Annotated in this window: 11 protein-coding genes and 1 tRNA gene; 6 read left to right on the top strand and 6 right to left on the bottom strand. The window is 66.8% G+C overall.

Annotation, left to right across the window (positions count from 1 at the left end):
- The first annotated feature begins 160 nt into the window (after nucleotides 1–160).
- From ACZ7HQ_RS37435 to ACZ7HQ_RS37420, 4 genes are all read left to right on the top strand, one after another.
- Nucleotides 161–973 (top strand): hypothetical protein, encoded by an 813-nt coding sequence (locus ACZ7HQ_RS37435; RefSeq protein ID WP_470999746.1) that lies wholly within the window; start codon nucleotides 161–163, stop codon nucleotides 971–973.
- An 813-nt stretch (nucleotides 974–1,786) separates the two neighbouring features.
- Complete coding sequence (locus ACZ7HQ_RS37430) at nucleotides 1,787–2,122, top strand: hypothetical protein (protein WP_470999744.1); 336 nt, start codon at nucleotides 1,787–1,789, stop codon at nucleotides 2,120–2,122.
- Between the two features lie 979 nt (nucleotides 2,123–3,101).
- Nucleotides 3,102–4,433 (top strand): zinc metalloprotease, encoded by a 1,332-nt coding sequence (locus ACZ7HQ_RS37425; RefSeq protein WP_470999742.1) that lies wholly within the window; start codon nucleotides 3,102–3,104, stop codon nucleotides 4,431–4,433.
- 58 nt (nucleotides 4,434–4,491) lie between these two features.
- On the top strand, nucleotides 4,492–5,184 hold the full coding sequence (locus tag ACZ7HQ_RS37420; protein ID WP_470999740.1) for a L,D-transpeptidase family protein: 693 nt from the start codon (nucleotides 4,492–4,494) through the stop codon (nucleotides 5,182–5,184).
- Nucleotides 5,185–5,190: 6 nt separating this feature from the next.
- Here the strand turns inward: ACZ7HQ_RS37420 and ACZ7HQ_RS37415 are convergent, their stop codons facing one another.
- From ACZ7HQ_RS37415 to ACZ7HQ_RS37400, 4 genes are all read right to left on the bottom strand, one after another.
- Complete coding sequence (locus ACZ7HQ_RS37415) at nucleotides 5,191–6,414, bottom strand: FAD-dependent monooxygenase (protein WP_470999737.1); 1,224 nt, start codon at nucleotides 6,412–6,414, stop codon at nucleotides 5,191–5,193.
- Nucleotides 6,411–13,616: an amino acid adenylation domain-containing protein gene (locus ACZ7HQ_RS37410; protein WP_470999735.1), complete on the bottom strand. Its 7,206-nt coding sequence runs from the start codon at nucleotides 13,614–13,616 to the stop codon at nucleotides 6,411–6,413. Before ACZ7HQ_RS37410 ends, ACZ7HQ_RS37415 begins: the two co-directional genes overlap by 4 nt.
- A 214-nt stretch (nucleotides 13,617–13,830) precedes the next feature.
- Nucleotides 13,831–16,686, bottom strand: coding sequence for a helix-turn-helix transcriptional regulator (locus ACZ7HQ_RS37405; RefSeq protein WP_470999802.1), 2,856 nt, complete (start codon nucleotides 16,684–16,686; stop codon nucleotides 13,831–13,833).
- Nucleotides 16,687–16,815: 129 nt separating this feature from the next.
- Nucleotides 16,816–16,890: transfer RNA gene (locus tag ACZ7HQ_RS37400), tRNA-Leu, on the bottom strand.
- 287 nt (nucleotides 16,891–17,177) lie between these two features.
- Here ACZ7HQ_RS37400 and ACZ7HQ_RS37395 point away from each other — a divergent pair.
- Both ACZ7HQ_RS37395 and ACZ7HQ_RS37390 read left to right on the top strand, forming a co-directional pair.
- A complete protein-coding gene (locus ACZ7HQ_RS37395; protein WP_470999733.1) occupies nucleotides 17,178–18,185 on the top strand; it encodes a SidA/IucD/PvdA family monooxygenase in 1,008 nt (335 codons plus the stop codon).
- 134 nt (nucleotides 18,186–18,319) lie between these two features.
- Nucleotides 18,320–19,402 carry a C40 family peptidase gene (locus tag ACZ7HQ_RS37390; protein ID WP_470999731.1) on the top strand — a complete coding sequence of 361 codons (1,083 nt, stop codon included), beginning with the start codon at nucleotides 18,320–18,322 and terminating at the stop codon, nucleotides 19,400–19,402.
- Between the two features lie 111 nt (nucleotides 19,403–19,513).
- On the opposite strand, the gene ACZ7HQ_RS37385 is transcribed toward ACZ7HQ_RS37390, so the two are convergent.
- Nucleotides 19,514–20,344, bottom strand: a complete 831-nt coding sequence (locus tag ACZ7HQ_RS37385) for a Bax inhibitor-1/YccA family protein (RefSeq protein ID WP_470999729.1) — start codon at nucleotides 20,342–20,344, stop codon at nucleotides 19,514–19,516.
- 44 nt (nucleotides 20,345–20,388) lie between these two features.
- Complete coding sequence (locus ACZ7HQ_RS37380; RefSeq protein WP_470999727.1) at nucleotides 20,389–21,417, bottom strand: helix-turn-helix transcriptional regulator; 1,029 nt, start codon at nucleotides 21,415–21,417, stop codon at nucleotides 20,389–20,391.
- Between the last annotated feature and the right edge of the window lie 489 nt (nucleotides 21,418–21,906).

Below are 21,906 nucleotides of genomic sequence, written 5' to 3'. Positions count from 1 at the left end.
CAAGGAGAACAGGTTGAACGGCAATGGCACCCCACGGACACGACTTACTTCACCCCTCCGGATCCAGACGCTGTACACGCTACTGGTCCCACTGATCTCCCTGAGTGTTGTATCTCTCGCTGCCGATCCAGCGAGTGCCGCGGACAAGAACGACCGCACCATGCCGAAGGCGCAGGCTTTTGACGGCGACACGCCCCTGGCATCGACCAAAGAGGTTACCGACCTTTGCCAGCAGGGTAAAGGATGCAGATTCATCGTTGATTCAGTGCAGGAATATCGGGGGGGTGTCATTTCGGTAGGAAATGCCTTCCTGAATTGCACCGACGAAGACGTCGACGTTCGGCGGAGTATCAGGCTCATGCCGAGAATCACCGACAACGTCGAAGGGACGATCAGCGGTAGAACGACAAACACGGGACGGGTTTCTAACACCTCCCAGTTCGAGCTTTCTGGCGAGGCGGAGGGCACCCAAGAAATCACGAAGAACAATGGAAGCTACGACAATGAAATGATGAAGGCGACCTCTTCCAATACCGACGAGAGTGATACCTCGGGGACGCTCAGGGGTGATATTTCTGGTCAGAATACGGGCACAAGAGGATCCGATCAGGAATACGAATCGTCTGCGTCTCGTAATGATCGGAGAAGCTGGGACAACAGTGTCGAGAGCTACAACAGCGTCGACGCAATTGCTCCGGCAGGCGATGTACTCGTCTGGGGGTACCAGGACACGGGCCACCGAGTCAAGGGCACTCTGAAGGCCCTTGGTACCAGTAAGTACGTAAAGGATGTCGTCGTCGACGAGCCGTCAATCGTGCAATCGAGCTCGTTCGTGGCGCAGACCTACACTGCTCCACGGGGCGCCTGCCTCGATAATCGGCCCAACGGATGGGGGCAGCCCAGAGCGCTCCCCTCGCCGCTCCGCGCGGCGAAGCCGCAGAGACAAAGCGCCGTGCGTTCCAGGAAAAAGTGATTGATCCTTCTGCATCCTCAACTTGACCACACCGCTCTGGAACACCTTGGGAGTATTTGATGTATCGATGTGCACTCGCCCGCGGCATGCTGGCTGTTACCGTCGGACTGGCCGCGTTCACCATTCCAGTCACGTCCACGGCCTACGCCGACGACCCCTGCAGCCCACCCAAGGGTCAATCGGCCCCTCCGGCGTGCGCTGCTGCTGCGGGCGGCCAGAAGAACATCTCTGACTGCCCTCCCACGAGTGCGACGTGCATGGAAGGTTTGGCGGGCCCGGGCACGGAACCGCTGGGACTTATTTCCAGGACCGCCACGGACATCACGAATTTCGAGCAGAAGCAGCGCGAGGTCGATCCCAACACGGCAGCGAATGACCTGTGCAGCATCGCAACGTCAATCACATCCAAGAGCAAGCCTGGAGACTTCGCCTTTCCCCCGAGCTGGTGGTATTGCTGAGCCGACAGCAGTCGGTGTGCTGCCCCTGAAATCCTTCTGGACATCGAAGGACCATTCGGACGCAGCGAAGCTCCGGTGGAGCGGGTGACATGACCAGACCCATCGGAGCTTTCGCCGTGCCGTCGGCCAAGCCGCCGATCCGACTGGCTCTGTGTGACACGCGCGTCGGTCAGCGGCTCGTCACCCGGAGGACACCGGAGCAGCGCCGGGTCAGCGGAACTCGAGGACCGAACGGAGTAGCCGTACCGTCCAACCGGATGATTTATTTGGCCGCGTGCTTCAAAAACGTCGAAATCCGGCCCCAGATGTATCTTAAGAACGGGGGGCAAGCGTAACAACGCGAGAAGAGGAAACTATGGAAACTGAAATCCGTTTTGAGGATCTGGACCTGCTTGTGGGCGAAGTGCTGCCCGAGCGAACTGTCATGGGCAACATGGTCGTGCCGTTAGGCTTCGCCGGCGGCCACGGCCATCAGGTCGAGGCAGCTGACGCCGACGGTGGCTCGAGCAGCGCCAGCGCTGCTGCCGCAGGCGGCGGCGGCGCCGGCGGCGGCTTCGGCGGCGTGTTCGGCGGTCTCTTCGGCGGCAGCCAGCACAGCGACACGGTTCAGTCGACCTGCCAGTCCATCGGCCAGGGTCAAAGCACCGTGCCCAGCCTCACGTGTATGCCGGCGACCATCAGGAGCTACTGATCCTGAGCTGCTAGCTCTTCCACGTCGGAGACTGGCCGGGGAAGGAATGTCGCCCTTCCCCGCTTGTCCGCGGCCCTTCGCAAACCGATCCCCGTGTCAGCCGTTGCCTGATGCGGGGGTGCCGACCGCCCCAGCGGCATGCTGCTGGGGCGCGGCGTCGGTCACCCCGGAGCGTCGGCCGACGTAGCGGCGCCGACTCGCCGGAAACGTCCTGCCTTCCTCTCGGAGCGCGGAGGGAGTGCTGCGGCACGCAACGTACCCCCGCCGGCTCTGCTCGGCACCGTCGGTACGCGGGCGGTGACTTGACGGCCTACCCGGCGATGGTTGTTCTTGATCCTTGGCGCGTTCGTACCAGCCGAGAGCGTGCCGGCCGGAAACGGGGAAGGGGAAGTCGCCGTGCTCAGGGTCGTCCCTGCTGAGTACCGTGGGGTCGAGCCGCCGTTGTCGGCCGTCGGCACGTTGCGTCGAGCCCGCGCCGACCATCGCGTGACCACTTTGGCCCGTCGCCCAACCGGCGCAGGACGTGCGGCTCGGCTTCGCCGGCTCGGCGGATTCGTCTCCCATGGCTGCTGTCCCTGCCCCAGCGGTCCGGTCGTCGCGGTCATCGCCACGTGCCCCGCACGCAAGTCGAAGAAGGCTTACCGCCGTTCCCGCCACCTGCCGATGGCTGCTCCATGTCGTCCGTGCCACCACCCGGTCCCCCGCCCACCACGGCCTGAACTCACGTGTGAACCGGGGCGGTGCTTGGCGCGGCCCCTGGGGCCGAGAGCGCTCGAGGTCACCAGAGCGGGACGCCGAGACGGGTCGGATGGCCCCGGGCGCGGCACCGGAGCCCGTGGTGCGGGACGGCACGCGGAGGAGCAAGCGGTGCCGACGACGGGAAGCAGGATGCCAGCGGTCGTCCAGGGGCGTGGCGGTCGAGGCGGAGCCGTGGGGGCGTCCATGTGCCCTGTCCCAACCCTGCGTCTTGGAGAGTTCCATGAGTCAACGGCCACTGGCTCCTACCGACAATGACACCCCAACTCTGGAAGGAGAGCGGTCCGGAACGAACGGGCAAGCCAGGCCCTCCCTGGTCGAGGGCACGGAGCTGGTAGGTGAGTTCGAGGGCTCGGGGTACCGTGAGCCGCCGCAGCTGGTGTCCCGCCCCGACGGGCAACTGGTCCGTCTCCCCGCCCTGTTGTACTCCGTTGCCAAGATGCTGGGTGGTGGCCGCCCCACCGTGGCTGAGATTGCCGAGGCACTCAGCAGGGAATCCGGGCGGCGATTCACCGCCGACCACGTGACCTTTCTTGTCGACCAGAAACTCGCACCCCTCGGGATCACCACCTACTGCGACGGCACACCTCCTCCACCCACCGCCAAAGCCGAGCCGTTCCTCGCGTTCCGGTTCCGGAAGCAGGTGCTTTCGGAGAGCGTGACATGGTTTCTCTCCGGACTGTTCGCGTGGCTGCATCGACCGATGGCGGTTCTGCTCGTGATGTCGGCTTTCCTCGGGGGAGAAGTCTGGTTCTGGAGGCAAGACACCGTTGGCGCGCTGAAGGCCGTACTCTTCTCTCCGGCCGCCTTCATGCTCGTTGTGCTCCTGGCCATTGTCTCGTGCGTGTTCCATGAGATGGGGCATGCCTCGGCATGCCGGTACAGCGGGGTGCGGCCCGGTGCCATGGGGTGCGGCATGTACCTGGTGTGGCCGGCCTTCTACACCGACATCACCAACTCCTACCGGCTGGGACGCGGTGGGCGTATCCGTACGGACCTGGGCGGCGTCTACTTCAACGCCATTTTCGTCAACGTCCTGGTGCTGGCCTATGCGGCGACGGGGTTCCAGCCCCTGCTGGTGGCCATCCTCTCCGTCAACTTGGAGATCTTCCAGCAGCTTTTGCCGACACTCCGGTTCGACGGCTACTACATCATCTCCGACCTGGTCGGCATTCCGGATCTATTCAAGTACATCGGTCCCATCATCCGGCGAGTGCTTTTCCGGCGGACACCGGATGAACGGCTCCGGGCTCTGAAACGGTGGCCCCAAGCCATGGTGACAATCTGGGTCGTCTGTGTAATTCCGGCACTTGCCCTGCAACTCGGGTATCTCGTGTTTCAACTCCCCGGTCTCATCCGGGTCGATTGGCAGCGGATCCAAGAGCTGGTGATCAACGCCGCTGCCTCCGGAGACTATGTTGTCGTCGGGGCTTCCGCGCTTCAGGTCATGTTTCTGATCCTGCCGATCGCCGGGCTGACCATGGTCGTCCTGCAGTTGCTCGGGGGGGTCTTCCGCTTGGCACGCCGCCAGCTGGGCCACACATTTGATCACTGATTTCGTGATTCAATTTTATGTCGGATGTGAATGGTGCACGCGAAAGGCGAGATCATTCATGAGTGGTATACACAGACATGGCGCGGTTGCTCTCGTGATCGCCGGGCTCATGGCACCGCCCGTACTCGCGCTCGACACCGTACCCGCGATGGCCCTGAGCTGTACGACCCTGACAGGGCCCTACCAGAAGCAGGTGGAGGCGTTCTTAGACCGGCCGGTCGACGGCAAGCAGTCCGCCGCCGACTGCGAGGCCGTCCAGGCCTTCCAGGACAAGCACGGGATCACGCCGGACATCGGCTACGCCGGCTCCGTCACCTGGGGCGTGATGGACCTCATGAACAAGCAGAAAGCCGTCGGGAACCCGAACAAGGACGGCGCATGCCCGGTGAGCAAGGGCCGGATCGCCTGCCTCAACCTCACGCTTCAGCTCAGCTGGATCCAGGACGGCGGCAGGCTCGTCTACGGGCCGGTGCCCGTGCGCACCGGCCGTGACGGCTACGAGACCCGCACCGGCCTGAAGAAGATCTACTGGCGGGACATCGACCACTACTCGACCCTCTACAACGTGCCGATGCCCTACAGCCAGTTCTTCGACGGCGGCCAGGCCTTCCACTCGGTGGGCCTGAGCATGTGGAACCCGCCGGGATCCCACGGGTGCGTCAACATGACCCCCAAGGACGCCAAGGCGTACTGGTCCCGGCTCAAGAAGGGCGACGACGTCTTCGTCTACGGCCGCAAGCCGGGCACCTGACGCTGATCAGCCGGGAATGCCCTGGTCCTGCCAGGCGGGAGCGAAAGTCAACAGGGACGCGTTCTGCCGGTACAGAACGGGCGCCGGCACCCAGCGGAGGTAGGCATCGCGCAGCATGCGTGGCACAGGGCGCTCGTACTGCTCGATCATGCTGAGTCTGCGGGAGAGGTGGACCATCCGCCGCGCCCGGGCACGGCGCATTGACTCATAGACGCGCAGGCCCTGCTGTGGGTCGGTTGCCGAGGCGAGACTGCGAGCCAGGACGACGGCGTCCTCCACCGCCGTGCCCGCGCCCTGGCCGAGGCTTGTCAGCATGGGATGGGCCGCGTCTCCGAGAAGCGTGACGGGGCCTTCCCCCCAGCGTTCGAGAAAGGGGCGGTCCTGGGCGGGCACGCTGATGATCGTGTGCTCGGGCGTGACCCGGATCGCCTCGCGCACTTCGTCCGCCCATCCCGTGTAGGCCCGGGCGATCTCGTCCTTGCCGCCGTTCCATGCGCGTGCGGTGGCCGGCGGCATGTTCTTCGTGCCCCACCAGTACGCCTTCCCGTGGCCGATGTCGATGAGTCCGAAGCGCTGCCCGGGCCCCCAGTAGTGCCGGACACAGCCGTCGGTGAACCGTGGGTGCGAGAAAGGCGTTGTCGCGAGCCAGCAGATGTACCCGGGTTCGCGTGGCTCCTCGGGCCCCGCCAGCTGACGGCGTACGACGGAACGCATGCCGTCGGCGCCGATCAACACGTCGCCGTGTGCCTCGTGCCCGTCCGTGAACCGGACCCGGACACCGTCCTCCACGGGTGTGAAGCCCACCGCGGACGCGCCGAGGCGTATGGATTTGTCGCTGAGCTCCTCAAGGAGGGCCTGCTGCAGATCGGCCCGGTGGATGTTGACATTCGGTGCCCCGAGCCGGTCGCCGATCTTCTTGAGCGGCAGCTTCCTGACCGGGCGTCCGGCGGCATCGAGGAACAGGAAGGTCTCAATGGTGCGTCCCCGCCGTTCCAGCCCGAGGTCGATGCCGATGGAGCGCAGGGCGGTCAGTGCGTTGCTCATGAGTGACAGTCCGGTGCCGGCCGGCCAGAGGTCGCCAGCCCGTTCATACACTTCGACGTCGACTCCCACGCGGCGCAGGGCGACAGCGGTGGTGAGGCCGCCGATCCCCGCGCCGATGACGATCGCCTTGGGCACCCGGCCCCGCCCCATGCCGCCGTCGCTCCTTCCTGTCCCGGTTCGGGTCACCTGGTCACCTCACGGATACGTCGCGCGACGAGGGAGACGTACGGTTCCTCCATGAGCTGGAGGTGGTCACCGGGGACGTCGACGACGTCGACACGGCCACTGGTCCACGCCCTCCAGCCGTTTGCCGGGTCGCGGTGCGCGCTGCCGGCGGCGTTGTGCGCCGGCTCCAGTGCCGAGGGCAGCGGCGCAGTCGCGCGCAGCAGCGTGAGGTCCTGGTCGCAGGGGTCCGGGTGGTAGTCGAGCAGCGCCTGCCAGTTGGCCCGGAACACCTCGAAAAGACGGCGTACCAAGGCGGTCGAAGCGCCGTGAGGCAAGACGCCCCCGTCCACCGCGCGGCGCAGGATGTGGTCGAACCGCTCCTGCTCGCTCAGCGCCGCCGGGAGGGCCGGCACCGGGGCGTCACCCGAGCTGTCCAGCCGGAGCAGTTCCCACAGGAACCACTCGGACAACTGCTCCTCGGCCACATCCCGGAATGTTCCGGGGGTGATCGAGTCGAGCAGCACGAGGCGGTCGACGCCCTCCCCGGAGGACTTCAGCCGGCGTGCCATCTCGAAGGCCACGAAGCCGCCGAACGACCAGCCACCCAGCCTGTACGGGCCGTCGGGCTGGACCCGCCGGATCGCGTCCAGATAACTGCGGGCGAGGTCGGGGATGCTGCGGAGGGGCTCCGTTCCCGGTTCGGCCCCTGCCGCCTGAAGGGCGTAGACGGGCTGGTCCTCGGGAAGCCGCTGCGCCAGGCGGGCGTAGCACAGCACGTTGCCGCCGATGGGGTGGACGAAGAACAGGGGCGGCCTGGTGCCGGATGTGCGCAGCGGCACCAGGGGGTCGAAGCTGTGCACCGCGCTTTTGAGACGCAGCCGGTCGGCGAGCGCGGCGACTGTCGGTGACTCGATGAAGGCGGACAGCGGGATGTGCGTACCGTACCGCTTCTCGATCATCGTAACGAGCCGCATGGCCGACAACGACGTGCCGCCGAGCTCGAAGAAGTCGTCGTACACCCCCGGCGTCGGCATCTGGAGCAGCTCGGCCAGCAGCTCGGCCAGGCTGTGCTCGTATCCGTCGCGTGGTGGGACGTGCTCGGCGGACGCGACCGCCGGTTCCAAGGCCATGGCGCGCAGCGCGGCATCGTCCCGCTTGCCGCTCGGCGTCAGCGGCAGGCCCGGCAGCCATGTGAACTGCGAGGGCACCATGTAGTCGGGCAGCGCGGCGCACAGCCGCCGCCCGAGTTCCCCGAGGTCGAGCGAGGCTTCGTCACCGACCAGGAACGCGGCGAGGAAGGCGGGGGCGTCCTTTGGCCCGCGGGGTACGACCGCGACCTCGCGCAGGGCCGGCCGGTTCTCGGTGAGATTCCTGATGGCCAGCTCCACTTCGCCGGGCTCCACCCGGAAGCCGCGGATCTTCACTTGGGCGTCCGCCCGCTCCAGGCACACGACGGAGCCGCCGGGCAGCACTCGACCGAGGTCGCCGGTGCGGTAGAGCCGTGCACCGGGCGGGCCCTGGGGATGCGGGACGAAGCGCTCCCGGGTCAGTTCGGGCTGTCCTTCGTAGCCGTCGGCGAGGCAGGCACCACCGATATAGATCTCGCCCTTCCCGCCCTCGGGCACGGGACGCAGCTGGTCGTCCAGTACCTGCACGTCGACGCCGTCCACGGGCCGTCCGATCGGGGGGAGGTCGGGGAACCGGGCGGGATCGCCCGACATTGGGAAGCTCGTCACCACATGGGTCTCCGTCGGCCCGTACTGGTTCTCCAGCAGGCAGCCGGGCAGCGCGGCACACAACCGACGGATCTCCTCGGTCACCCGGAGCTGCTCGCCGGAGGAGACCACGACCCGCAAGCGGCGCGGATACAGGTCCAACGCGTCGGCGGCCTGGGCGAGTTGTTGCAGGGCGACATAAGGGAGGAAGACCCGATCCACGCGCTCCCGGTCGAGCAGGCGCAGCAGCTCGGGCATGTCGCGGCGCAGTTCGTCGGGCACCAGCACGAGGGTGCCGCCTGCGCACAGTGTGGAGAAGATCTCCTGGAACGAGACGTCGAAGCCCAGCGGGGCGAACTGGAGCGTGGTGCCCCCGACAGCTCCGCTCGGTGCGCGGTTCTGCCATGCCACGAGGTTGGCCAGGGCGCGGTGCGGCATGGCCACCCCCTTCGGCCGGCCCGCCGAGCCGGACGTGAAGAGCACATACGCGGTGCTCTGCGGGGCGATGGGCGGCAACGGCGGCTCGCTCGAGGGCGCGCCATGTCCTGTCGGCGCAAGGACTGACTCGACGGACAGTACGTCGGTTTCCTCCGGCACCAGATGGACATGACGCGCGTGTGCGATGACACGGAACGGCCGTGTCTGCGCGAGAGTCTCGGCGATCCGCTCCTCGGGGTAGCCGACGTCCAGCGGAACACAGGCGGTACCCGCTTTGGCGATGCCCAGAACCGCGGCGACCATCGCCGGTGAGCGGTCCACGGCAATGCCGACACGGGCCCCGGGCGGCGCACCGAGGCAGAGCAGCCGTCGTGCGAACCGGTCGGAGGCCTGGTCCAGCTCCTCGTACGTCCACCGCTCCCCGGCCATGGAAACGGCGACCGCACGGGGTGTGCGCAGCACCTGACGCTCGAAAAGGCCCACGACGTCACCGGGTTCCTCGGCCAGGAAGCCGAAGCCGGGCTCTTCCTCCGGGCGCTGCACCATCCGCTGAAGGATCTCGGCGTAGCGGCGGCCGAACAGGTCGGCCTGGGACGCGGTGAACACGCGGCCGTCGCAGTCGATCCGCAGCTCCAGATGCCCGTCCCGGGGGTCGGCGATCGCGTTCACCAGCAGTGGGAAGTTCGTCTGTTCCCAGATTTCGACACCCTCCAGACGCACGCAGGCCGAGCGCAGGAACGACCCGAGGACATGGAAGTTGACGTAGTTGAACGCGGTCTGCAGCCCGGCGTGGGCCCTGCTCTCCGCCTGGATCGCGCTCAGCGGATAACGCCGGTGCGGTTGGCTGAGGCGCTCACTGCTCTCCACTTCACGGGCGGCTTCGAGCCACGTCCGCGCGGTGCCGCCGAGCCGCACCGGGATTGTGTTCAGGAAGAGCCCGGCGGTCCGTTCCGCGCCGGCGTGCTCCGGGCGGCCATGGGTCACCAGTCCTGTAGCGACCTCGTCAGAGCCCTGCAGCAGTTTCAGCGTGAAGCAGTGCGCCGCGAACAGCACGGATTTCACCGGCATTTCGTGCGCGCCGGCGAAGCCGTGCACCGCTGCGGTGAGCCGGTCGGGCAGGGCAATGCGCCGTACGAGCGTGCCGGTGTCGCCGGGAGCCTCGTGCGGCCGGAAGGTGTCCAGGCACGCAAGCGGTGCGTCGCCGAGCGCATCGTTCCAGAATCGCCGGCTCTCCTCGGAGGCCAGGGCGCGTCGCTCGTCGAGCGCATGGGCCGCGAACGGCGGCACGGGAGTGTCGGGTACCGGTGCCATGTCCTTGCCGATGGAGTGCAGGTGGTCCTGGAGAAGTTCGTGCATCAAATGGGCCACACTCCATCCGTCCAGGAGCGCATGGTGGAAGCTGAAGACCAGGTCCACGGCGCCGGACGGCAGGAGGTGCACGCGGAACAAGCACAACGGGGGCCTGTCGAAGACGTATGGGTGGCTGCGCCGCTGCTCGATGTGCGCTCGTACGTCGGCCTCGGCCGCCTTGGGAGAGTGCAAGCGCAGATCAGCGATCTCCAGACTCTCGCCGGCGTCACCCTGGCGATGCACGATCTGCAGTGCCTGGGAGAAGCCGGACAGGCGGAACGAGGAGCGCAGGACCGGATGACGGGCCACCAATCGTCCGTGGGCCCGCCGGAATGCTGCTTCGTCCCAGTCAAGTCGGAGGGTGTAGCGGAAGACGTCGTGGTAGACGGTCGTGTCCTCGTGCTCGCGGCTGTGGTACAGCATTCCGAGTTGGAGCCGGGTGGCCGGGTATGCGTCCTCAACCTCCGCCAGACCGGCCCTGTCCACGCTGAGCACGAGATCGAAAGGCTTCGGCCAGGAGGCCGCCGACTCCGCGCCCGCCGGGACCGCGGACGAATGAGCGGCCAGCTCGGCGACCGTCGGGTGGCGGTACATGTCGCTGAGCCCGAAGCGCAGCCCCCGCCTCTCAGCCTCCGCACGGATCCTGAGCATCAGGATCGAGTCCCCGCCCAGCGCGTAGTAATTGTCGTGGATCCCTACGGAGTCCACGTCCAGCACCTCACTCCAGACGGCGGCGAGCGTGGCCTCGGCCGCATCCCGCGGTCGCGTATCCGCCGTGGCACCGGTACGCGGCGGAGCGGGAAGCGCGCGACGGTCCGCCTTGCCGTTCGGGGTGAGCGGAATCCGGCCGATGCGTACGAAGTGTGCCGGGATCATGAAATCCGGAAGTGTGGCACCGAGATGGGAGCGCAGCAGCGCCGGGTCGCTGTCCTCGTCGGCGACGTAGTATCCGACGAGGTGCACGCCACGGGAGCGGGACGTCCGGGCGTCGACCACCGCGCCCCGTACCCCGGGGAAGGCAGCCAGCCGGCTCTGCACCTCGCCGAGCTCCACGCGGTTGCCGCGGATTTTCACCTGCTCGTCGATACGGCCGAGGAACTCCACAGTGCCGTCGGCCAACCAGCGGGCAAGGTCGCCCGTGTGGTACATGCGCTCGCGGGGGTGGAAGGGATCCGCCACGAATTTCTGCCGGGTCAGCTCGGGACGGCCCAGGTATCCGCGGGCCAGGCCGGCACCCGCGATGCAGAGTTCGCCGGGCGCGCCGACCGGCTGCGGTTCGCCGTCCCGGCCCAGCACGTACAGCCGGATGTTGTCGATCGGCCGGCCTATCGGCACCCTCCGAACGGGCCCGGCCGCCCGGGTGGCACCAGGGGCCCCGTGGCCGGGTTCGAGGTCGAAGTACGACACGTCGACAGTGGCCTCGGTCGGGCCATAGAGGTTGACCAGTTGCGGGCCCGTCGTCCCGGCGCGTGGGAACAGCTGGTGGAACCGCTCGACGAGTTCGGGTGGCAGGGCTTCACCGCTGCAGAAGATGAAGCGCAGCCGTGCGACCGTGCACGGCAGAGCGGGGTCGCTCTCCAGCAGGTCGAGGAAGGGGCCGAACATGGACGGCACGAAGTGCGCCACGGTGACGCGTCGTCCGGCGATCGCGCGCAGGATGTCTCGTGGCTCCTTCTCCCCGCCCACGGGGAGGAAGGCCACGCGCGCCCCCTCGATGGCCCACCAGAACAGCTCCCACACGGATACGTCGAACGAGCTGGGCGTTTTCTGCAGCAGTACATCGCTTTCACCAAGCGGATAGCGCTTCTGCATCCAGGCCAGACGGTTGACCACTGAGTGGTGCTCGACCATCACGCCCTTGGGCCGCCCGGTGGAACCGGAGGTGTAGATGACATAGGCGAGGTTGCGTGGTCCCGCCTCCGGTTCGAGAGGGCCGTCCGGGCCCCGTCGCAGAGCGTCCAGAGTGATCACGCGAGTTCCGGGGACCACGGACGACAGCGCCGAGTCGTCCCCGCCACGAGCGAGCCGGCCGGTGGTCAGGACGGCCTTGGCACCGCTGTCGTGCAGCAGGAAGCGGATGCGGTCCGCGGGGTACGCCGGGTCGACGGGCACATAGGCGCCGCCGGCTTTCAGCACACCGAGCAGCGCCACCAGCAGCTTCGGGCCGCGCTCGACGAGTACGGCCACCCGGTCATCGGGGCGCACCCCTTCCGCGCGCAGTCTCCAGGCGACCTGATTGGCCCGGGCGTCGAGTTCGGCATAGGTTAACGCCGTGTGTGCATCGTTGCTTGCGACGGCGATCCGGTCGGGCGTGCGGGCGACCTGCTCCTCGAAGAGGCCATGGAGCGTCTTGGCCGGATAGGGCGACTCGGTCGAGTTCCGGACTCGGACGAGTTCGTCGTGCTCCCGCGGGGAGAGCATCGGCAGATTCGCCACCGGCTCCCCGGGCTGGTCCACCGCCTGCTTGAGTAGCGTCTCGATGTGCCGAGCCGCCGCCTCGATCGGGAAGTCCTCGTCGAAGACATCGAGCGCGTAGTCGAGGTCGACCCGGACGTCGCCGGCGTCGTCGAACTCCCGGACGTAGACGGTCAGCGTGTCCTGGTGTCGGCCGTGCGGCAGGGAGATCCTGTCGACCGAAAGCCCTGGAACACTTTCGGCGTTGGGCAGCCGCAGGTAGGAGACCGTCACGTCGAAGAGGCGCCGGGGGCCGTTGTCGTGCGGCGGCAGAGCCCGCAGCAGGTCCCCGATGGCCAGCCGCTCACGGCGCTTCATCCTGAATGACGACGTCTCGACCTGATCGGCGATGTCTTGCATCGACTGTTCGCCGCGTGCGGTGACACGGAGCGGCAGCATGCTGGCGAAGTTTCCGACCGTCTGCTTCGCCGCCATGCCGCGGCGATTGAGCAACGGAATGCCGATCCCGACCTCCTCGCTGCGATGCACTCGGGAGAGATAGGTCGCCAGTGCCGCGGTGAAGAAAGCGAAGAAGGAGCCATTCCGTTCGCGGACCCGGTTGATGATCTTCCGTTCAAGCACGAAGGTGTGGCGGGCGCTGCGGCGGATACGGCCCGGGGCGTCGTCCGGTGTCTTGGCGGTGAAGAGCGGAGGGGAGAAGTCCGCGAAAATACCCTGGCAGAATTCCAGGTCGTGATGCCACAGGGGCGAATCGCGGTAACGAGCCTCGCCCTCGGCGAAGGCCAGGTACGAGGGTGGTGTGATCTCCAGGGGGGATCCAGTCCGTACGACGTGCGCATAGTCCGCGAGAATCTGACGCGAGAACTGGTCCAAGCCCCATCCGTCGACAAGGATATGGTGAGCCGTCAGGAAAAGATACCCGACGGACTCGCTCTCGCGGAGCAACGCGATGTCGAAGAGCCTTCCACCATGTAGATCGAAGGGGCGGCGGGCAACGTCTTCCATCCACGCCAGGCAAGCGTCCTGCGGATCATCCTGAGTGGACAAATCGATAATCTGGATCTCAGGAGTACCTTCTTCGATCCACTGTACGGGGTACCCATCGCGTTCTGTGAAGCGCAGCTTGAACGCATCGTTGCGCCGCAAGGCTCTCCGGCAGCACGCCTCCAGGATATCGAAATCGGGCGTACCGGAGATCCGCAAGGCGCCACCGATGTTGAAACTGGACGCATCGGGAATTCGGGAACTCGCTGCCCATATGTCCCGTTGATAGGCCGTCAGCGACATCGGCGATGCCGAACTCATGCTCATCCCTTCGAATATGACGCAATGAAACTGGGGATGCGTCGAAGGGAACGAAACCATGCAATTAATGGGAGGGGCAAGTTGCGGCGAGAATGGTGTGGCACGCGGGAGGTTGAGGTTCGGTCACCGAACAACGAACGGCCCGCGCGCCGCCAGAGGGACTGGAGACCGGGGTCACAGCGCCCCTCGCGTGGAGGCCGCCGCCGGCTCACGGTCAGCCGCGATGGAGGACTTCTGCGAGGTCGGCCCGGCCGGATACCCCGAGTTTGCGATAGGCGCTGGTCAAATGGCGCTCCACGGCGCGCGCGGTGACGTGCAGTTTTGCCGCGATCTCCCGGTTTCGGGCGCCGGCCGCGGCCATACGGACCACCCGGAGCTCGCTGGAGGTGAGCGTGGACCAGCGGCCGCTGCCCGAATTGCGCGGTCTGGCCCCCGAGTTGGTCAGCTCGGCATAAGCGCGCTCGACGAGTCTGACCGCCCCGCACTGGTGCGCCACGTCGACGGCGCGGCGCAGCTGCGCACGTCCACGGTCGAGTGCGCCGACGGCTACTTCGGCCACCCCGTGGTCGATCAGACTACGGACCAGCTCGAGCTTGGCGCCCGCTTCCTCCTGGCGAGCGACCGCAGCCGCCAGCGCGCGACGGCCCTCCTCCCCGCCGATGACGACGCCCAGGGCCCTCAGCGCCCGCCCGGTGACCCGGGGTGTTCCCCACCGCTCGGCGAGCTGCAGCTCCTCCTCGACCAGGCGGCGAGCCGGTTCTCGCTCGCCCAGCGTGGCATACAGGATCGCGGCGTCGGACCGCCACATCAGCAGCGCCGGGTTTGCAAGCCCGTGTCGCTCCAACTGGCGTCCGCATTCCAGTACTTGGGTGAGCGCTCCCTGTAAGTCCCCGGTCGCCGCCCGCAGTCGACCGTCGGCGAGACTGAGCACGGCATTCTCCCAACCGTCCATGTCGCCACCGCCGTGGTACCCGGCCGTAGCACGGACGAGGTCGGCCGCCTCCTCCAGCCGGCCGCAGTCCAGCAGTACGGTGATCATGTGAGCGGCCGCACTGGTGCGGAAGCAGCTGGGCGGCAGCTCGAAGAGCTCGTCGACCGCCGGGGCGATAGTGGCCAGTGCCTCTCGTGTCTCCCCTCGGCGCTGATGCACCATGGAACGTCCGAGCGCGGCCGCCGCCTGCAGGATGCGTGCGCCGGTTCGTTCCGCTTCGGTCTCGATCTCGGTGAACACCCTCTCGGCGTCGCCGAGATCGTCCGTGCACACCAAGCCGAGTCCCACAAAGTAGGCGAGTTCGGAACAACCCTCGCGGACCATGAGGCCGTTCCGCAACGCCTGGCGGGCCAACGCCCGGGTATGTGAGGCCGAGCGCCCGGTCAGCGCCGCCTCCAGAGCTTGGGCTCCCAGTCGCCAGGCCTCGTCACCCACCGCGAATTCACGAGGGGTGGCCTGCGTGATGGTCACGGCCCGTGAGCTCACCGTGGCCGGCGGGCGGTACTGCGCCCCGGTGGCCCGGGCCAGCGTGCGCCGGACCCGCAGCAATGCCTCGATCTCCCGCCATACCAGCGGAGCGTGGCCGGCTACCTCGTCAGCGGCGACCGCGGGCCAGAGACCGGCCCCGGTGTCGGTCAGAACGTCGACAGCCGTGCCGAGCCGTCCGCACAACAGGTGAGCAGTGGACAGCAAGGCGGCCAGCCGGCCCCGCCGATCGGGATCCTCAGCGATGGCCATGGCCTCGCTGAGGTACCGACAGGCGACGGAAGGATCCCGGTAGAGCAGTACACGGCCGAGCTCGGAGAGCAGTTCTACGCGCTCCTGTTCGCACACCGGTTGGCGCAGTGCGCGGCGCAGGTATGCCGCGGCGTCCTCAGGGGCACAACGGCGGAGCGCGTCACCCGCGGCGGCACGCAGGGCGGGAACCACCCACGGTTCGGCAATCAGCTCCACGGCGCGCACCAAATGTTCGGCCACTTGCTCATTGCCCGCGCCCGCGTCATGGCTCAGCCGGGCGGCGCGCAGCCGGAGCGCGGACCGCTCGGCCATGGTGACCTCGCCCTCCAGGGCCGCCCTGATGGCGGCGTCGGCGAAGGTGATGCCAGGGGCGCCGGGCAGGACCACGCCGATGCGTTCGAGGCTTTCGAGAGCCGCGGTCGCGGCCCGCTCGTCCAGTCCCGCAAGGGAGGCAACGAGGCGCGCGTCTGCGCCTTCGCCGACGGCGGCCGCCCATCGGGCCAGCGTCACGGTCTCCGCCGGCTCCCGGTAGATCAGGGCATGCGTCATCCGTATCCGTAATCGGCTCGCCAGCTCGGCGAGTTCCTCCGGCGAGGGGCCAGTTATGCCTGACTGTGGCCTGCGCAGAGCACCCATCAGGTCGTTCACAAGCCGCGGGTTTCCGCCGGTGGCAGCCTGCAACAGGTCGGCGAGGCCGGTATGGGCCTGGTGCGTCCCGGACGGGCCGTCGTGCGGCCGCGTGCCGTTGCTCCGCGCGAGGAGCCGGTCGATACCTGCGGTGGTCAGCGCGGGCAGCGCTACTCGTCGACACCGGGGATGGTTCAACAGCGCGCGGCCGAACTGCCCGGCAGAGGCAGACATGGTCGCCATGGGTGCCGTGGAGGTGGCCGCGAGGAGAGCGCGTAAGCCCTCCAGGCGCCGAACGAGATAGCCGAACCACTGGATGGACTGTTCGTCGCACAGTTCGAGATCATCTACGGCGATCACCACCGCCTGGTCCACGACCAGTTCTCGGATCGTCCGGTGCAGGGCATCGAAGGTCTCGAACAGTGCGGGTGGCGCCGGCACGGCTCCGGCCGCGGGGACATGCGAGGCTCCGTGCGTCTCCTCGAAAAGCTGGCGTACGACGCCCAACGGAAGATCCCGCTCGTCGGCGGAGCAGCGCGCTGTCAGAACCTGGACACCGCGAAGACGTTCCTGAGCGGTCCATGTGGTGAGCAGTGCCGTCTTCCCCAGGCCCACGGAGCCCTCGATGAGAACCACACCACTCGTCCCGCCCCGTGCGCAGCGGACCAAGTGTTCCAGCTCAGCGAGCTGGTCGACGCGATCGACCAGTTCCACCAACGATGTTCCTTCCCCGAAGGCCGTGCCCTGACTTGCTTCTGGGAGAGTAGTGGCTTGAGGAAGTGTCAGACCCATCGTGGATCACCGGCGGCACCGGGCGCGGTCAACCGGCACGCCCGGTGTGGGCGCCCGGGGCGGGATTCGAACCCGCACTTGTACCGCTTTTAAGGCGGTTGCGTCTGCCAGTTGCGCGACCCGGGCTGAGGCTCATGCAGCACCTCTGGTGAAGGCATGCCGCGGTGACCTCTCATGGGGTTGGACGCGACGCAACGGAGGCTGTGATGGTGAGCCCGGTCACATGCGAGCGCCCCGCTGCATGCCCTTGTCGGGGCCGGAGCGTGCGTGGTCGGTCACCATTGCGGGTGACGCTCTGATGCCGGGTCACCAACTCGCGGTGCGACGGTTGGTTTTGCGTCGCTTACTCCTGCGGCCGCATGAGTACATTGCTGCATTACTGAACCCGGCCCCCTGCATGCGTAAGGAATATAATGAGTGAAGAGGCTGAACCGTATGATCTGATCGGCGTGGGGATCGATCCGTTCAATGCGAGCCTGGCCGCTCTTGCCGAACCTGTGTCCGACCTCAGTGTCCTCTTTCTGGAGGCGAAGCCCCGATTCGCCTGGAACGCCGGCTTGGGATCCGAGGGGGCGCAGGCCTGTATTTCCATGCTTTCCGATCTTGTCACCCTTGTGCATCCCACCAGTCGATGGTCTTTCCTTGCGTATTTGAGAGCCCATGATCTCCTGTTTCCTTTTCTATCGCTGAAGCGCTTTCATATCTCGCATCACGAGTGGGATCGCTATTGCCGGTGGGTCGTCGATTCATTGCCTTCCTGTCTGTTCGGCCGAGCGGTCCAGTCTGTCCGGTGGGACGTGGGGGACAGGCTCTTTCACGTCGAACACATGGATTCGCGCGGGCGTAAAACGGTGGAGCGAGCCGTCAGTGTCGTGCTCGGTGCGGGGCCAGTGGCAACTGTCCGATTTCCCACTTCCTTGGACAGAGTCTTCTGGCTGCCCCACTGGTCGGCTTCCGCCCCGCCCGCGTACTCGTGGGGAGATCCGGAGCGCGACGCGCCGGTCGACGATGAGACGATTGCCAAGATCTGCGCTCTCTTTCATGAGCGCAGGGCCTCCGGAGGCGACGCGTACGGCTCTTTTCTGTCGAATACGACAAGGGGTGACGTGCCTCCTCCTCCGGCCTACCTTGACCCGCTGGTTCCTTTCATCGAATGGGAACCCACCGGTTGCTACGGCGTTGACTCCTGCTTCCGAGTCGCTCTCACGTCACAAATCAGCGGATCTTTGTTCGTGCACAAGGCGGAAATTCACACGCCTGGCATTGGCAGGCCCAACGTCGGCCTGGGCGCCTTGCGCAGCGCAATCGTCATCAACGCATTGCTTGGCCGGGATCACTACCATCTGTCCGATCTGCCTGATGCCTACGAACCGGGACCTCCGGTCGGGGCCGTGGACAGAGTTCAGCCAGCTCCTGTCTAAAGGGGGATCCACTCGCCGGTCAAGCAGGGAATCGGAAATCCGCCTCCTCCTGCCATATTACGTTCCGTCATAGCCGCACTCTGTGGACATCTATAGGTTCACTGAGGGTGAAGCCGATATGAGGCGGAGGTGGCATGGGACCGGGCGAGCGTGGCATCGTCGCAACGACCGTGACAGTTATCTGCGCGGTCACCGTGGTGGCGGCGTCTGGCACGGCGTTCACGAGCCCAGGACCGACGCCGGCTTCACCCCCGCCCCCGGCTGCCTCGGAACTCCCGCACAACACGGACCTTGAGGCCGTCCGAGAGAAGCTCGACAAGCTCTACCACGACGCGGCTGTCGCCACGGATGCTTACGACGCCGCGGAGGAGGCGTCCAAGAAGCAGTCGGCGCGCGTCGTCGCGCTGTCCAAGCGAATCGGCAAGGCTGAGCAGAAGCTGGCCGGTCTGAAGAACGCGGCCGGTGCCGCGGCACGCGCCCAGTACCGCACCGGTGGGCTGCCGGTCACCGCCCAATTCCTGCTCAGCGACGATCCGCAGCAGTTCCTCGACGGAGCCGGCACGATCCTTCAGGGACAGCGGGCGGCCAAGAAGGTGATGGTCGAAATGACCCGCACCAAGGAGGACTTGAAGCAGTACGCCGTGGACGCCCAGGCACAGTGGAAGGTGCTGGAGGACGACCGCAAGGCCAAGGCCGCGGCGAAAACGAGAATCCAGCAACAGATCGCGCAGGCCAGGACGCTCGAGGCCCGGCTGGAGAAGAGTGAGCGGGAGCGGCTGGCCAAGCTGGAGGAGGAGGCCGCCAGCCGGGCGCAGGCCACGTGGCTGGGAACGGGCATCCTCAAGGAGGTCAGCGGGCGGGCCTCCGCACAGGGCAGGCTGGCGGTGCAGTTCGCCACGGCCCAGCTCGGGAAGCCCTATGTGTGGGGCGCGGAGGGCCCGGACTCCTTCGACTGCTCGGGTCTGACCTCACAGGCGTGGGCGGCGGCCGGCCATCCCATCCCGCGCACCTCGCAGGAGCAGTGGAAGCAGCTCAAACACATCGACATCAAGGACATGCGTCCCGGCGACCTCATCATCTACTTCCACGATGCGAGCCATGTCGCGATGTACGCCGGCGGCGGCGAGATCATCCAGGCCCCGCGTCCGGGCCGTACGGTGACGGTCTCCGGTGCCGGGGCGATGCCCATCCTCGGAGTGGTGCGGCCGGACGCCTAGGAAGCCGGCCGGCTCGGAACACACCCCTTCGACAGCCCCCGTTCGGAACACGACCCTTCGACAGGCCCTGGCGTGGGCCGCGTGTCCGAGTCGGTGTCTGACGGTTGACTGTCAGTCGTCGCGGCGCAGGAGAGTGATCAGCCGCACCATTTCCAGGTAGACCCACACCAACGACAGGGTGAGACCGAAGGCGGCCAGCCATGACTCGTCGCGAGGCGCGCCATAGCGGATGCCCTCCTCGATCCGTTTGAAGTCCAGCGACAGGAAGAACGCACCGAGCAGGACGCCGACGATTCCGACGAAGACGCCGAGTCCACCACCACGTGCCAGGTCACTGCCGGATGCGGCGAAGAGCACGTCGACCACCGTCAGAAGAACGAAGCCGATCGCGACGGCCATGCCGATACGGTAGTAGCGCTCGGTGATCCGGATCAGCTGGGTCTTGTAGGCGAGGAGCATGCCGGCGCTCACAGCCGTCGTACCCAGTACCGCCTGCAGCGGGACGCCCTGCCATGATTCGTTGTACAAACGGCTGATCACTCCGAGAAACACACCTTCGAAGACCGCGTAGGCGATGATCAGAGCGGGGGAGGGGGTCCGCTTGAACGACTGGGCCAGGCCAAGAAGCGTTGCCACCAGACCCGCTCCGACCGCGAAGCCGTAGCCGGCGGAAGACATCGGCAGCGCGAACCAGGCGAGCAGGGCGCCGCCGACGACTGTGCCTAGGGTCATCGCGGTGCGCGCGACGACATCATCCATCGTCATCGGTCCGGCTGGACGTGCCCCGTGTGTCTGCTGGGCCGTGATCACGTACGGGTTGGCGCCGCCGTGGCCGTACGAGCCGCCGTGGTGATACGGATTGGCTGCCGCTCCGGTGCCGGATCCCGCATCGCTGTCGTCGCGCGAGAACCCTCGCCGGAAGACAGGGTTGTTGCTTCTCATCGGTTCCTCCATGAGCGGCGCACGCGTCCTCGTACTGGCGGTCGTCAGGCCGTCAGATTGAGTGTGCCGGGTTTGGTGCCCCGCTCGGCTGAAGCACGCCCGGACCGGGATGCCGCTGTGTCGGCCAGGGCCTGGCGTGGCGATCGGCCGTAGGTCTCTCGGTAGAGAGCGGCGAAGCGCCCCATGTGGAAGAAGCCCCATCGGGTGGCCGTGTCCATGACCGTGATGCCGCTGAAGGGATCGGCGGCCAGCAGCTCCTCGTGGGCGCGGGAGAGGCGTACTTGGCGAAGGTGGGCGAGGGGAGTGGTGTCGAGATGCCGGCGAAAGGCGTACTGCAAGGACCTGATCGTGACGTGGGCTGCGGCGGCGATGTCGGCGAGGGTGATGGGTCTGTCGGCATGTTCGTCCATGTAGGCGAGAGCTCGTCGGAGCGTGGCGGGGTGTGCGTCCTTGCGGTCGGATCCGGTGGGGTCGGTGCACGCCGTGTTGGGGAAGGCCGACAGCACGCTCGCGGCCAGCAGTTGTCCTGCGGCGGACACGATCAGAGGCTGGTCCGCGACAGCGGGTTCGGCCAGCACCTGGTCGCGCAGGTAGCAGATGGTGTTTTGCAGCTGACGGGCCGCGGTTGCGGAGTGCGGCCGGTGTCCGGCCAGGCGGACCGGCTGGGACCCTCGTCGCTCGGCAGACGCCGCGACCTGGGCGAGCAGGCCCGGATCCAGCAGGGTGAGGTTGTACCGGGCTGCGTGGACTCGCCCGGTGGACGGCAGTCCGGGCGGGGCCAAGGAGACCAGGTCACCCGGGCCGACGACATCAGCGACGTCTCCGAGAGAGCGGGTCTGGATGGTGCCCTCGTGCATGAGGCACAGCGCGATCCTGCCCAGTGGAGTGGCGGAGTAGCTCATGTCGAAGTCCAACCTGAGCTCGTCAACGGTCACCGAGGGCATCACCAGCCGGCGGAATGCCGTACGGCTGGGTGCCGGGGTGGCGCTGGCGATGTGCATCTTGGCGTAGACATGGCAGAGGAATTCCTCAGTCCGTTCCAAGTCGTTGCTGTCGAAGACCTGTGTGCTCATCCGGTGGCCCGCTCTCTCGGACGGGAAGCGCTCTCTGGCCCGAGACTACGGTTCCCGCTGCGCAGTACGCGGTCTGCGAAGTGTGTTTCACCCATCTGTGAGACCGAGAGCGCACAAAAAGGCAAGGGCCGGCCGTAACAGACGCTGACAAGCCGTGTCCAAGTCATTGGAGAGCCGGCCTCTCAGGAGGGGCCGAGGCGCAACTCGGCTGGCGCAGCGCCGACTTGACCGTGCTGACTCGACGAAGCTGTCTGTCAGGGCGATGGTGCTCCGCGTTGTTGCCTCGCTGTATGAAGAAGGATGTGATCATGCTCGGAAGCTTGCAAGCCCGGTCTGACTTGGGTGCCGCAGACACCTTGCTGCGGGGTCGTGATCATCTGCGCCGGATTCGAGCAGTCACCGCACGTCGTGTATTGCGCCTGGTGTATTGGCTCCCATGGGGCTCCCTTGGCGTCTTGCGGTAGCAGTGCCTTGTCGTCGGGGCCGCGG

This window comes from Streptomyces sp. NPDC037290, from assembly GCF_055603245.1.
The sequence above is the reverse complement of the archived record's forward strand: the minus strand, read 5'-3'. Positions and strand labels throughout refer to the sequence as shown.